Source organism: Candidatus Polarisedimenticolaceae bacterium, from assembly GCA_036376135.1.
In the GTDB taxonomy this organism is placed as follows: domain Bacteria; phylum Acidobacteriota; class Polarisedimenticolia; order Polarisedimenticolales; family DASRJG01; genus DASVAW01.
Genome location: DASVAW010000170.1, coordinates 1 through 12,298, shown reverse-complemented (window position 1 = coordinate 12,298; position 12,298 = coordinate 1). Strand labels below are relative to the sequence as shown.

Below are 12,298 nucleotides of genomic sequence, written 5' to 3'. Positions count from 1 at the left end.
CTCAGGCGCCGAAGTCCTTCCGCGCCGACGCGACGTCGTCGAAGATGTCGAACACCTTGTGGAGGTGGGTGGCGACGAGGATCCGACGGACCGCGCCGTCGGGGGCCGCGGCGACGCGCACGATCGCGGCGCGGTCGGCGGCCCGCTTGGAGCAGGCGACGATGGCTCCCACGCCGGCGCTGTCCACCCAGGCGAGCCGGACGAGATCGAGCACGATCCGGCGCGCCCCGGCCTCGAGCGACTCCTGAAGGGCGGCGAGAAGCTCGGCGTCCCCCTTGCCGAGGGCGAGCTCCCCCGTGCAGGAGAGGACGTGGACGCCGCCGGTCTCGCTTCGCAGGATCGCCATGGCCGGAAGTTATACTCCACGGCTCCATGAGCGAGCTTCCCGACCACGTCCCCCCCGCCCGCGTTCCCGAAGCCCGGCCCAGCGCCCTGGGGATCGTGATCCGCCGCTCCGCCGGCGGATGGGAGCTCCTGTTCGGCCGTCGCGCCGCGACCTCGCGCTTCATGCCCGGCTACCTGGCGTTCCCGGGGGGGCGTTTCGAGCGCGGGGACGGCTCCGAGGCCGACCCGCTCGCCTGGGTGCGATGCGTGGCGCGGGAGATGCGGGAGGAAAGCGGCCTCGACATCCCCGTCGCGTCGTGGCGTCCCGCCGGGGAGCGCACGACCCCGCCGTTCTTCCCGGTGCGGTTCCGCACCGCCTTCTTCGTCGCGGAGCTCCCCCCTTCCGCGACCCTTCCGGAAACGCCGCCGCAGCCCGAGGAGATCGCCACCCTCGAGTTCCGGAACGCTCCCGAGATGCTCGAGGCCTGGGCCCGCGGCGAGGTCCTCGTCCCCCCGCCGGTCCTGCCGATCCTCCGCGAGGCGGCCCTGCGCCCGCCGGCATCCGCCGAGGAGTTCGCGACGCGGGTCGGCGCGCTCAACGCGAGCGAGCAGGCGCTCCCGCGGATCGAGTTCGTCCCCGACGTCTGGGTGTGGCCGACGCCGACGGCGACGCTTCCCCCGGCGACGCACACGAACGTCTGGATGCCGGGCGGCGCGCGCTTCGTCGTGATCGACCCGGGGTGCGGCGATCCCGAGGAGATCGAGCGGATCGTGCGCGTCGTGAGGCGCCGCGAGGCGGCCGGGTCGCGGGCGACGGAGATCGTGCTCACGCACCACCACCGGGACCACGTGGACGGGGCCGCCGCCCTCGCCCGCGCGCTCGACCTGCCCGTCGCCGCGCACGCCGCGACCCTCGACCGTGTCGCGGGAAAGCTGCACGGCGTCGAAACCCGGGCGATCGCCGACGGCGAGCGGCTCGATCTCGGAGGCCAGACCTGGACGGCATTGCACACTCCCGGGCACGCCCCGGGCCATCTGGCCTTCCACGAGCCGGCGCGGCGGTGGATGATCGCGGGGGATCTCGTCAGCGGGTTGTCGACGATCCTCGTCGGGCTCGTCGACGGAGACATGGGGCTGTTCATGGATTCGCTCCGCCGGGTCGCCTCCCTCGGCGTGCGCTCGGTCCTCCCGTCACACGGCGCCCCGCTTCCCGGGAAGGCGCTCGCCGCGGCGTTGATCCATCGCGAGGCGCGCGAGCTGCGGGTCATGGCGGCGCTCGCTGCGGACGGGTCGCACGAGCTTGCCGGGATCGCCGCCGAGGCGTACGCGGACACACCGGCGGCGCCGGTGCCGCTCCGGGAGTCGCAGACCCGCGCGCACCTCGAGAAGCTCGAGCGCGAGGGACGCGTGACGCGCGGGATGTCGGGCTGGTCCGCCGTGCGCTGACCTGCGCGAGATCCCCCACCGCATTTCCGGAAAACGGGTCGGATCCCCCACGCCGCACCGCGAGGATTCGCGATCCGCCGAGCGTCCGATTTCAAGACCGGGCATCGACATTGCAAAACAAACGTTTCAACCGAAGCGTGCCGCATCGGTTCGGTGCCCCACCCCGCGCGGATGCCGGCACGCAGCATGTGGCTCGACGGCGGCGGTCGAAACGGACGCTCGACCGCCGCCGGAGACTTTCCCCGGGGGGTGAACCGTGGTCCCGATGCTCGCCTTCGCGTTCGTGCTGGCGGCCCCGACGGTGCCGACCGAGATCCAGCAGCCCGGGACCCAGCCCGGCGAGGTCGCCGCCTTCGCGAGCCCCGACACCTGCGACAACTGCCACGGCAACATCACCCAGCCGACGAATCCGACGCTCGAGAAGGAGCGCGAGCCGGCGTTCGGGTGGCGTGGCGGCATGATGGGGAACGCCGGTCGCGATCCGCTCTTCTGGGGAACGGTCGCGATCGCCGAGCAGGATTTCCTTCCGAACGCCGACCCGAATCTCCGAGGCGGGGCCGGGGATCTCTGCATCCGGTGCCACAGCGTGGGCGGGTGGATCGCCGGGCGCTCGACTCCGACGGACGGCAGCGGCCTCGCGGCCACGACCGACAAGGAAGGCGTCGAGTGCGAGTTCTGCCATCTGCTCGTCAACCCGGATCCGCCGCTGAGCCTCGCGGGGACGACGGAGGCCTACCAGGCTCCGTTCCAGCCCTTCGACGGCGCCGCGCCGAACGAGACCTACCGCGGCAGCGGGCAATACGTGATCAACGGCAACGGCACCCGGCTCGGCCCCTATGCGGACGCGGCGGCGAACCACGCGTTCGTCGGATCCCCGTTCCACCGGCAGTCCGAGATGTGCGCGACCTGCCACGACGTCAGCAACGCGGCGGTCGGCGACCTCGCCCACAACAACGGCACCCAGGACCTCCCGCTCGCGGCGGGGCGGTTCAGCGGCGTGCCCGGCTCGCCGGTCGACGGCAAGGCGGCCTTCAACAACGCCCCGCACCGGTACGGGATCGTCGAGCGCACGTCGAGCGAGCACGTCGCCAGCGCCTTCGACACGATGCGGGTCTCCGACTTCGCGACCCTGCCCTCCGACCTGCGGACGGCCGGCGGCTCGATCCAGCGCGCGTACCAGCGCGCGATGGACCAGACCGGAAACGCCGCTCGCCCGAACTACCAGGACGGCACGGTTCGTTACTACACCTGCCAGACGTGCCACATGGCGGCCTCGACCGGAAAGGGATGCAACAAGAACGGGGTTCCGACGCGCGCGGACCTGCCGAGGCACGACCAGACGGGTGCCTCGCACTGGGTGCCGGACGCGGTCAAGTACATGGACACGAAGGGGACGCTGCGCCTGGGCGCCGGACTCACGCAGCTTCAGCGGGACGCCCTCGACGCCGGAAAGGCCCGCTCGATCGAGATGATCCAGAGTGCCGGGTCCCTCTCCGCGAGCCAGGACGGCAACGCGCTGGAGGTTCGCGTCACCAACCTCAGCGCGCACAAGCTGATCAGCGGCTACCCGGAGGGGCGCCGCATGTGGCTCAACCTCAAGTGGTACAACGCCTCGAACTCCCTGATCGCCGAGGTCGGCGGCTACGGGAACATCGGGCGGACGGTTCAGGACAACGCGGGGGTCTCCCACCAGGTCCAGTCGCTGCTCGACCTGCACGACGGCGTCGTCTACGAGGCGAAGCCCGGGCTCGACCAGGCGTGGGCGAGCCAGCTGCTCTCGCTCGGGTATCCGGCGAGCCTCCCGCTCGAATACGACCGGATGACCGACTCCCCGGGGATGACGCTCGGGCAGCTCGGCGCCTCGCCCGCGGGGACGCAGCACCACACGTTCCACTTCGTCCTCAACAACGTGATGACCGAGGACAACCGCATCCCGCCGTACGGCTTCAAGTACGACGAGGGGCGCACGCGCAACGCGCTCCCGGTCCCGGCGACGCAGTTCGGGAATCCCGGCCCCGGCGGCACCTACAACTACTGGGACGAGCGGTCGTTCCCGATCCCGCAGGGCGCCGCGCGCGTCGAGGTGCGCCTGTTCTACCAGCAGACGAGCTGGGAATACGTGCAGTTCCTCTGGAAGGCGAACGACCGGCTCAACACGTTCCTCGGGAACGAGGGTGTGAACCTCCTCGACGCGTGGCTGAACACGGGCCAGGCGGCGCCGGTGCAGATCGCTCTCGCGAGCGCGAACGTGACCGCGCCGGTCGTGACGCCGGGCGAGGCCACCCCGATGCTCGCCTCCCTGAACAGGACGACGGGGGCGATCGACGTCACCTACACGCCGGCGTGTGCGGCCGCGAATCACACGATCTACTTCGGCCCGCTCGCGTCGGTCGCGAGTTACGGTTACCTGAACGCGACGTGTGCTCTCGGCAACTCGGGGAACGCGTCGTTCGACCCGGGCGCGGGGAGCTCCTTCTTCCTGATCGTCGCGCAGGACGGCGCGGTCGAGGGCTCGTTCGGGACGGACTCGACCGGCGCCGAGCGTCCCGAGGCGGGACTGCTCGGAGCCTGCCCTCTGCCGCAGAACCTGGGGAACCGCTGCGACTGAGCTAGAACCCGATCCGCCGCCTCGATAGCTGGGGCGGCGGAAGGAGGGCCCGGATCGCGGCGAGCACGCGCCGCAGCTGCTCGTCGTGACCGGTGACCCGGCGTTCGAGCTGTGCCAGCTCCACCCGGAGTCGCGCCGTCGCTCGTGCGCCGCTTCGGAGACGCGCAAACGCCCGCACGACGAAGACACTCATGGCGATGGCCCGGTCGCTGCGAAGCACCATAGCCGCCATGATGGCGCCGTGCTCGGTGAACGCCCACGGGATGGACCGGCGGCCGCCATGCTCTGCACTTGAGATCACGAATTGTGATTTCAAGATCCCGAGCTCATCCACGGTCAGCGGAAAGGCGAAGTCGTGGGGAAACCGGGCGCCGTTTCGTCGAATCGCCTGATTGAGCGCTCGGGTCTCCACGCCGTAGACCGCGGCGAGGTCTACGTCGAGGATAACCCGCGCGCCCCGCAGCAGGATGATGCGTCTCCCCAGCGCGGCGGGAGGACGGTCCAGGGACTTCGACATGGTGGCCCCGATCGAGGAGGCGTCGGGATCGAAGGATTGTATGCCGGAAGGTGGGGGGAGGGGCGAGATCGCAGCCGCCACGGGTTGCGTCGGGCCACCTCCAGCCCCAGATTGCGGGGCAAGAGGAGGCCCCCATGATCGTCCGCGTTCTTCTCGCCGCCGCCCTTTTCGCGCACGCGCTCCCCGCGGCGTCCGCCGTCTGCACCACCGATCGCGATTGCGACGACGGGCTCTACTGCAACGGGGCGGAGGGCTGCGCGCCCGGAACCCGCGGCGCCGATGCGCGCGGGTGCGTGCGCGGCTTCAACCCCTGCGACCGCGACGAGACGTGCAGCGAGGAGGAGAACCGCTGCTTCAACCCCTGCGCGGACCGCGATCGGGACGGAAGGCGCGACGTCGCCTGCGGCGGCGACGACTGCGACGACACCGACCCGCGACGTTACCCCGGAAACGTCGAGGTCTGCGATCTCGAGGGGCACGACGAGGACTGCAACCCCGAGACGTACGGATCGCTCGACCAGGATCGGGACGGCGAGGTCGACGCGCGCTGCTGCAACCGGGACGCCCGCGGCGAGGCCTATTGCGGGATCGACTGCAGCGATACCGACGAGGCCCTCAACCGCGGGGCGATGGTCTGCGACGGGGAAGGGGTCTACATCTGCGGCGACGGACCGATGCCGTGCGGCGCCGGGACGAAATGCGTCTCGCAGCCCAACCGCACCGGCGTGTGCATGGCGCCGCCGCCGGGGTACGTCGCGCCGCCGCGGTTCTCGCCGCCGCCTCCGCCGCCGCTGCCGACGCTGGACTCGGCGCTGAAGGGCATGAAGCCGCTCCCGAAGCCGACCGTGAAGCCGGCGACGCCGAAGCCGCAGGCGCCGAAGCGGAAGTGATCGGGAGCCCGGCCGTCACCCTTCGATCTGCCGGATCCTGCGCGCGTGGCGGCCCCCTTCGAACGGGGTCGTGAGCCACGTCCCCACGATCGCGAGGGCGGTCGCGAGATCGACGGTGCGCTCGCCGATCGAGATCACGTTGGCGTCGTTGTGGGCCCGTGCGAGCCGGGCCGTCTCGACGCTCCAGCAGAGGGCGCATCGGATCCTGCGGACCTTGTTGGCGACGATCGCCTCGCCGTTCCCCGATCCGCCGAGGACGATCCCTCGCTCGCAATCCCCCGACGCGACCGATTCCGCGGCCGCCCGGATGTACCCGGGGTAGTCGACCGGATCGCTCGAGCTCGTTCCGAAATCCACGACGTCGTGCCCCTCGAGAGCGAGCGCGTGCCGGATCGCTTCCTTGTAGCGGAATCCGGCGTGGTCGGAGGCGATCGCGATCCGCATCGGCTACGAAGCCCGCCGCGCCCGCACGACGAGCTCGACCTCGCAGTCCAGCGCCTGAAGCAGGCGGAGCATCGGATCGACGGACTTGCTCTGGTTCGTCGTGTCGAGGAGCCGGTAGAGCTGGGCCGGCGAGGTCCCCACCTCGAACGCCTTCCTTCGACGGTGGATCGTCACACGGCGGATCTTCACAGCCGGCCCTCGGTTTCCAGGGTGGATCCGGTCCCGATCCTTCGGGCGGACATGGCCGGACTCTACCTCACCCTCCGCTCCGCGCTCCTGGCGTGCCCCTCGAGCCCCTCGTGCCGTCCGAGCGCGACGGCGTCCTTCACGAGCTCCTGCGACGCCGCGGGATCGTCGATCCGCAGCCACGTCCGCACGCGAAGGAACGTGAGGACCGACAAACCGCCCGAGGAACGCGCCGTTCCCCCCGTGGGCAGCGTGTGGTTCGGCCCCGCGCCGTAGTCGCCGAGGACCTCCGCCGCGTGGGATCCGACGAAGAGGCCGCCGTAGTGCTTCACCCGCGGGGCGACCGAGGCCGCGTCGCGCAGGTCGAGCTCGAGATGCTCCGGCGCCAGGAGATCGCAGACGCGGATCCCGGTCTCGAGGTCGGGGACGACGACGAGGAAGCCGTTCTTCAACGCGGCTTCGGCCGTCGCGCGGGTCGGAAGGACCGCGAGCTGGCGCGCGACCTCGGCGTTCACCGCGTCGGCCAGCCCGCGGTCGAGGGAGACGAGCACCGGCAGGGCGTCGGGGTCGTGTTCGGCCTGGGCGAGGAGATCGGCGGCGACGACCGACGGATCGGCGGAGTCGTCCGCGAAGACGACGAGCTCCGACGGTCCCGCCAGCATGTCGATCGCGACGCGTCCCGCGACGAGCTGCTTGGCCGCCGTGACCCATCGGTTGCCGGGGCCGACGACCGCGTCGCAAGCGGGGACTTCCCCCGCGCCGTACGCGAGGGCGGCGATCGCCTGGGCACCTCCGGCCGAAAGGAGCGCGTCGGCGCCGGCGACCGCTGCGGCGGCGAGGGTGATCGGCACCGGCTTCGGCGAGGCGACCCAGACCACCGGCGCCCCTGCGGCCCGCGCGGTGACCGCGGTCATGAGGACCGAGGAGGGGAGCGGGAAACGTCCGCCGGGGGCGTAACATCCGGCACGCTCGACGGGGCTCACCGTATGCCCCGCTTCGCCTCCCGGGATCGGCAGGGTCAGGTCTCCCAGGCTCGCGCGCTGCGCTTCGGCGAAGCGGCGGATGCGGTCGGCGGTGCGCTCGAGGAGGGCGCGGTCGGCCGTCGGGATCGACTCCAGGGCGCGACGGAGCGCCGGCCTCTCGATCACCAGCGGCTCGCCGGGCCGGAGATCGCCCAGGCGCTCCGCGTGCTCGCGCAGCGCCGACTCGCCGCGCCGGCGGACGTCGTCGACGATCGACGCGGCCTCCGCGAGCGTCGCCGCGTCGACAGGGTCGCGACGGCTCGCGTGGACCTCGTCGGGGCCGATCACGCGAAGGGGGGCGGTCATTCGGGGGCCTCCTTCTTGGCGTCACCGGGGCGCCGCGCGACGCGAAGGGCCCGCGCGTCGAGCACGTGGGCGACGTCCTCGAGCCTCACGCCCGAGGCGGACAGCTTCACCATGGCGAAGTAGAGAAGGTCCGCCGCCTCCTCGGCGACGCGACCGGAGGAGAGCTCCGTCGAGAGCTCACGGGCCTCCTCCTCGAGCTTCGAGGCGAGCAGCGCGGGATCGTCGAACAGGCGGCGCGTGTACGAGCCGGGAGGCGCTTCGACCGTCCGGCCGGCGAGGGTCCGCTCGAGGGCCGCGAGCCCCCGCGCGTCCCCGAAGCAGCTCCAGGCGCCCGTGTGGCAGTTCCCGGAGCCGTGCTGGCGGACCGTGAAGCGCAGCGCGTCCCGATCGCAGTCGAGGTCGACGCGGAGCAGCTCCTGCGTCGCCCCCGACGTCGCTCCCTTGACCCACGGGCCGCGCCTGCGCGAGTGGTAGACCCCGCGACGCGAGCGCACGGCCTCGCGCAGGCTCTCGACGTCCGAATACGCGAGGCCGAGGGCGGCTCCGTGGGGATCGCAGATCACCGTCGGCCACAACCCGTCGGGGCGGTCGGAGGTGAGCGGCGCGGCGATCGCGTCGGCCAGGTCCATGGCTCCCGTGTAGATCGCCATCCCGACCTGCGCGTCGGCGCCGAGGCGGTCGAGGGCCGCGATCTCGTCGGGGGTCGTGACGCCCCCCGCGATCGTGACCCGGCACCCCTCCGCGGCCGCGACGATCGCCGCCGCCCGATCGAGGGAGGTACCCCCGAGCCGTCCCTCGCGCTCGACGAAGGTGACGAGAAATCCTCCGACGAACGGCCGAAGCTCGCGGATCCGGTCGAGAACCGTCGCGCCCGTGCGGCGCGTCCAGCCGTGGTCGACGACCTCGTCGTGCACGGTGTCGAGCGCGGCGACGACGCGTTCGCGGGGGAGCCGCGCGAGCACCTCGGGGCGCGCCGCCGTGCCGAGCACGACCTTCGTCGCCCCGGCATCGAGCCACCGCAGCGCCGCGTCGACGCTTCGGATCCCGCCGCCGACGCGGCAGCGGGCGATGTGGAGCAGGTCGAGGATCGCGCGTTCGTTCGAACCGGTGCCGAGGGCGGCGTCGAGGTCGACGACGGCGATCTCTCCCGCGAGCGCGAAGCGCTCGGCGATCGGGCGCGGGTCGCCGGCGTCGAGGACGAGCTCCTTCCCGCCGCGCAGCTGCACGGCGTTCCCGTTGCGGAGATCGATCGACGGGACGATCACGGGCGCACCTCCAGGCCGGCGCCCGCGAGGGCGCGCTTGACGTCGGCGACGGTGAACAGGCCGTCGTGGAAGATCGACGCGGCGAGGACCGCGTCCGCCCCCGCGCGCGCCGCCTCGACGAGGTGCCCCGGATTCGCGGCGCCGCCGGAGGCGACAACGGGAACGGGAACCGCGCGCGCGACGGCGGCGATGAGGTCGAGGTCGTACCCCGACTGCGTGCCGTCCTGGTCCCAGCTCGTCAGGAGGATCTCCCCGGCCCCCGCCTCGACGGCCTCGCGCGCCCAGGCGATCGCGTCGCGGCCGGTGCGCTCCCGCCCTGAGCGGATCACGACCTCCCAGCCTCCGCCTTCGGCGCGGCGCGCGGCGTCGAGCGCGAGCACGGTGCACTGCGCGCCGTAGGTGTCGCGGATCTCCCGCAGGAGCTCCGGACGCTCGACCGCCGCGGTGTTGACCCCGACCTTGTCCGCGCCGGCGTCGAGGAGGCGCAAGGCGTCGTCGGCGGCGCGGACGCCTCCTCCGACGGTGAGGGGGATCGAAAGCCGACGGCGCACGCGGCGGACCGTCTCGACCGCGTGCCCGCGCCCCTCGGGGGTGGCGGAGACGTCGAGGAGCACGAGCTCGTCGGCCCCGCCCGCCTCGTAGATCGCGGCCTGCTCCTCGGGATCGCCGGCGTCGCGGAGGTACTGGAAACGCACCCCCTTCACGACGCGCCCGTTGCGGGTGTCCAGACACGGGATCACGCGCACGGTCAGCACGCCGCCTCCTTCGCCCGCGCGAGCCAGCGCGACAGGAGCGCCGCCCCCCAGGCCCCCGACAGCTCCGGGTGGAACTGGCAGGCGAGCACCGCCCCGCGCTCGACGGCGGCGAGGAAGGACACGCCGTGTTCGGTCACGGCGGCCGCCCACCCTTCCGGGGCGGGGGCGGACCAGGCGTACGAGTTGGCGTAGTACGCGTACCCGTCCTCGAGGAGGGCGCACCCCGGCTGCGCGGTCACGCGGTTCCAGCCCAGCTGCGGGACGCGGACCTCGCCGCGCAGGCGCTCGGCGCGCCTGGGCACGACGCCGAGCCCGACGACGCCGGGGGTCTCGTCGCTCCCTTCGCCGAGGAGCTGCAGGCCCAGGCAGATCCCGAGGGTCGGTCGCCCCGCGCGCACGCGATCGGCGAGGACGGGGGCGAGCTCGCTGAGGTTTTCCATCGCCGCTCCGAAGGCGCCGACGCCGGGAAGGACCACGATCGGCGCCGACGCGACCTCGGCGGGGTCGGCGGTCACGCGCGGTCGCGCCCCCGCGCGTTCGAGGGCCGCGAGCACCGACGCCAGGTTCGCGGTGCCGGTCCTCACGACGTGGACGACGCCGCTCACGCCAGGGTCCCCTTCGTGCTCGGGATCTCCGACGAGCCGTCGCGCGCGACGGCGGCGCGCAGGGCCAGCGCCGTCGCCTTGAACGCCGCCTCGGCGCGGTGGTGGTCGTTCGACCCGCGCAGGACGTCGACGTGCAGCGCCATCCTCGCCGCGTTCGCGAGGGAGGCGAGCACGTGGGTCACGTTCTCCGTCGCGAGGGCCCCGATCGCCCAGCGGGTCAGGCCGAGGTCGATCACGGGGGCGGGGCGCCCCGAGAGGTCGACGACCGCGCGGGCCAGCGCCTCGTCCAGCGGCGCGTACGCCGATCCGAAACGCGCGATCCCGCGCCGTTCGCCGAGCGCCTCGGAGAGCGCCTGCCCGAGCGCGAGCGCGCAATCCTCCGCGGTGTGATGGTCGTCGACCTCGAGGTCCCCCTTGCAGGTCAGCGCCAGGTCGAAACGGGCGTGTTTCGCGAGCGAGACGAGCAGGTGGTCGAGGAAGCCGATCCCGGTCGCGATCTCCGTCGCGCCCGAGCCGTCGAGATCCAGGGTCAGGCGGAGGTCGGTCTCGCGGGTCTTCCTCGCGATCGTGGCGGTGCGGCTCATGGGAGGATCTCCTTGAACGCGGTCCTCAACCGGGCGAAGGCGGCAGGCTCGCCGGGAAGCGTGAGCCGAAGGGCCCCCGCGAGGGCGGGATCGTTCGGGAAGATGCGGACCGCGATCCCGCGCCGGGCGAGCTCGGTTCTCACCCGTTCCGCGTCGTCGAAGCGGGCGAAGACGAAGTTCGCCTGCGACGGCTCCGCCCGCGCGCCGAGCAGCGCCTCGAGCTCGCGCCGCTCCTCGCGCACTCGCGCGACGAAGGCGGCGGTGGCCTCCGCGCCGATCTCGAGCCAGCGCTGCACCAGGGCCAGCGACAACCCGGAGACCGGGTACGGCCCACCGGCCGCGCGCATCCAGCCGATCCAGGGCTCGGGGCCGATCGCGTAGCCGACCCGGAGCGCCGGGAGCCCCCACGCCTTCGAGAAGGTGCGGAAGACGATCGCGTTCGGGAGGGTCAGGGCGAAGGAGGTCGGGTCGTCGTCGGCGAAGTCGACGTAGGCGAGGTCGACGAGGAGCGCGGGGGCGCTCTCGGCGACGCGCGCCAGCGCCTCGCGACCGACCACCGCTCCGGTCGGATTGTTGGGGCTCACGATCGCGACGAGCGCGGTCGTCGCGTCGATCGCCCCGAGCACCGCGTCGAGGGGCCAGGGGCCGCGCCACGGAGGGCTCACGACGCCGCCTCCGGCGAGCGCCGCGTAGCGCGCGATCATCTCGAAGGTGGGGGAGGGAAGGACGATCGAGCGCCCCGGCGCCAGGAAGGTCCGGCAGGCGCGGTCGAGCGCCTCGTCGGCCCCCGCGGTGACGATCACCCGCGCGGGGTCGACGCCGTGGCGCGCGGCGATCGCCGCCTCGAGAGGGCGTGCGTCGGGGTAACGGGAGAGCGCCGCGGCATCCTCCGTCAGCCGCTGCGCGATCGGCGAGCCCCCGGTGCCGTCGAGCTTGAGGTCGGTCGGGAAGGGAGGCTCGGGGACGGAGTAGGGGGTCACTCGGATCACGACGGCCTCCTACGCCACGATCTGCGACGGCGCGGTCACGAGGATGTCCGTCGCCCCGCGCGCCTTGATCTCCGGAATGACCCGCGCGAGGTCGGCACGCGGCACCGCCGCCTTCACGGCGTATCCCGCGCCGCCGTGCAGCGGGGCGACCGTCGGCTCGCGCATGCACGGGAGCGCCTCGATCACCGCCTCGAGTCGGTCGGCGGGGACGTTCGCTTCGACGAGCACGCGCCCCCGTGCGTCGATCACGCCGCGCACGAGGAGGACGAGCCGCTCGAGGGCCTCGCGCTTGACGGGGACGTCGAGCGCGCGCGGGCTCGCGTACATCCGCGTCGACGAGCGCATCAGCTCGTCGAA

The 12,298-nt window shown here is 72.8% G+C and carries 14 protein-coding genes; 3 read left to right on the top strand and 11 right to left on the bottom strand.

Going from position 1 to position 12,298, the window contains the following annotated elements:
* Window position 1: 1 nt before the first annotated feature.
* Complete coding sequence (locus tag VF139_18950) at window positions 2-346, bottom strand: STAS domain-containing protein (GenBank protein HEX6853482.1); 345 nt, start codon at window positions 344-346, stop codon at window positions 2-4.
* 26 nt (window positions 347-372) lie between these two features.
* Between VF139_18950 and VF139_18945 the strand changes: the two genes are divergently transcribed.
* The gene (locus tag VF139_18945) at window positions 373-1,770 is read left to right on the top strand and encodes an MBL fold metallo-hydrolase (GenBank protein HEX6853481.1); all 1,398 of its coding nucleotides are present in this window, start codon (window positions 373-375) and stop codon (window positions 1,768-1,770) included.
* A 256-nt stretch (window positions 1,771-2,026) separates the two neighbouring features.
* Entirely contained in the window at window positions 2,027-4,378 is a 2,352-nt protein-coding gene (locus VF139_18940; GenBank protein HEX6853480.1) for a hypothetical protein, read from the top strand.
* A gap of 1 nt (window position 4,379) precedes the next feature.
* Here VF139_18940 and VF139_18935 read toward each other — a convergent pair whose 3' ends face one another.
* Complete coding sequence (locus VF139_18935) at window positions 4,380-4,895, bottom strand: ORF6N domain-containing protein (GenBank protein ID HEX6853479.1); 516 nt, start codon at window positions 4,893-4,895, stop codon at window positions 4,380-4,382.
* Between the two features lie 134 nt (window positions 4,896-5,029).
* On the opposite strand from VF139_18935, the gene VF139_18930 reads away from it, so the two are divergent.
* A complete protein-coding gene (locus tag VF139_18930) occupies window positions 5,030-5,785 on the top strand; it encodes a MopE-related protein (protein ID HEX6853478.1) in 756 nt (251 codons plus the stop codon).
* 15 nt (window positions 5,786-5,800) lie between these two features.
* On the opposite strand, the gene rpiB is transcribed toward VF139_18930, so the two are convergent.
* The 9 genes from rpiB to VF139_18885 form a co-directional block, all read right to left on the bottom strand.
* Window positions 5,801-6,229, bottom strand: coding sequence for a ribose 5-phosphate isomerase B (rpiB, locus tag VF139_18925; protein HEX6853477.1), 429 nt, complete (start codon window positions 6,227-6,229; stop codon window positions 5,801-5,803).
* A 3-nt stretch (window positions 6,230-6,232) separates the two neighbouring features.
* Window positions 6,233-6,418 carry a hypothetical protein gene (locus tag VF139_18920; protein ID HEX6853476.1) on the bottom strand — a complete coding sequence of 62 codons (186 nt, stop codon included), beginning with the start codon at window positions 6,416-6,418 and terminating at the stop codon, window positions 6,233-6,235.
* Between the two features lie 62 nt (window positions 6,419-6,480).
* Window positions 6,481-7,743 carry a histidinol dehydrogenase gene (hisD, locus tag VF139_18915; GenBank protein HEX6853475.1) on the bottom strand — a complete coding sequence of 421 codons (1,263 nt, stop codon included), beginning with the start codon at window positions 7,741-7,743 and terminating at the stop codon, window positions 6,481-6,483.
* Complete coding sequence (gene hisE / locus VF139_18910; protein ID HEX6853474.1) at window positions 7,740-9,008, bottom strand: phosphoribosyl-ATP diphosphatase; 1,269 nt, start codon at window positions 9,006-9,008, stop codon at window positions 7,740-7,742. Before hisE ends, hisD begins: the two co-directional genes overlap by 4 nt.
* On the bottom strand, window positions 9,005-9,763 hold the full coding sequence (gene hisF, locus VF139_18905) for an imidazole glycerol phosphate synthase subunit HisF (protein HEX6853473.1): 759 nt from the start codon (window positions 9,761-9,763) through the stop codon (window positions 9,005-9,007). Before hisF ends, hisE begins: the two co-directional genes overlap by 4 nt.
* Window positions 9,757-10,368, bottom strand: a complete 612-nt coding sequence (hisH, locus tag VF139_18900) for an imidazole glycerol phosphate synthase subunit HisH (protein HEX6853472.1) — start codon at window positions 10,366-10,368, stop codon at window positions 9,757-9,759. The genes hisF and hisH overlap by 7 nt, the downstream gene beginning before the upstream one ends.
* Window positions 10,365-10,952 (bottom strand): imidazoleglycerol-phosphate dehydratase HisB, encoded by a 588-nt coding sequence (gene hisB, locus VF139_18895; GenBank protein HEX6853471.1) that lies wholly within the window; start codon window positions 10,950-10,952, stop codon window positions 10,365-10,367. Before hisB ends, hisH begins: the two co-directional genes overlap by 4 nt.
* Window positions 10,949-11,941: a histidinol-phosphate transaminase gene (locus tag VF139_18890; protein ID HEX6853470.1), complete on the bottom strand. Its 993-nt coding sequence runs from the start codon at window positions 11,939-11,941 to the stop codon at window positions 10,949-10,951. The genes hisB and VF139_18890 overlap by 4 nt, the downstream gene beginning before the upstream one ends.
* A 9-nt stretch (window positions 11,942-11,950) precedes the next feature.
* A partial coding sequence (locus VF139_18885) for a hypothetical protein (protein ID HEX6853469.1) occupies window positions 11,951-12,298 on the bottom strand: 348 nt, incomplete at its 5' end.

Coding starts and splice junctions, on each gene's coding strand:
- VF139_18950 (HEX6853482.1), bottom strand. CDS start 346: ATGGCGATCCTGCGAAGCGAGACCGGCGGCGTCCACGTCCTCTCCTGC.
- VF139_18945 (HEX6853481.1), top strand. CDS start 373: ATGAGCGAGCTTCCCGACCACGTCCCCCCCGCCCGCGTTCCCGAAGCC.
- VF139_18930 (HEX6853478.1), top strand. CDS start 5,030: ATGATCGTCCGCGTTCTTCTCGCCGCCGCCCTTTTCGCGCACGCGCTC.
- VF139_18935 (HEX6853479.1), bottom strand. CDS start 4,895: ATGTCGAAGTCCCTGGACCGTCCTCCCGCCGCGCTGGGGAGACGCATC.
- rpiB (HEX6853477.1), bottom strand. CDS start 6,229: ATGCGGATCGCGATCGCCTCCGACCACGCCGGATTCCGCTACAAGGAA.
- hisD (HEX6853475.1), bottom strand. CDS start 7,743: ATGACCGCCCCCCTTCGCGTGATCGGCCCCGACGAGGTCCACGCGAGC.
- hisB (HEX6853471.1), bottom strand. CDS start 10,952: ATGAGCCGCACCGCCACGATCGCGAGGAAGACCCGCGAGACCGACCTC.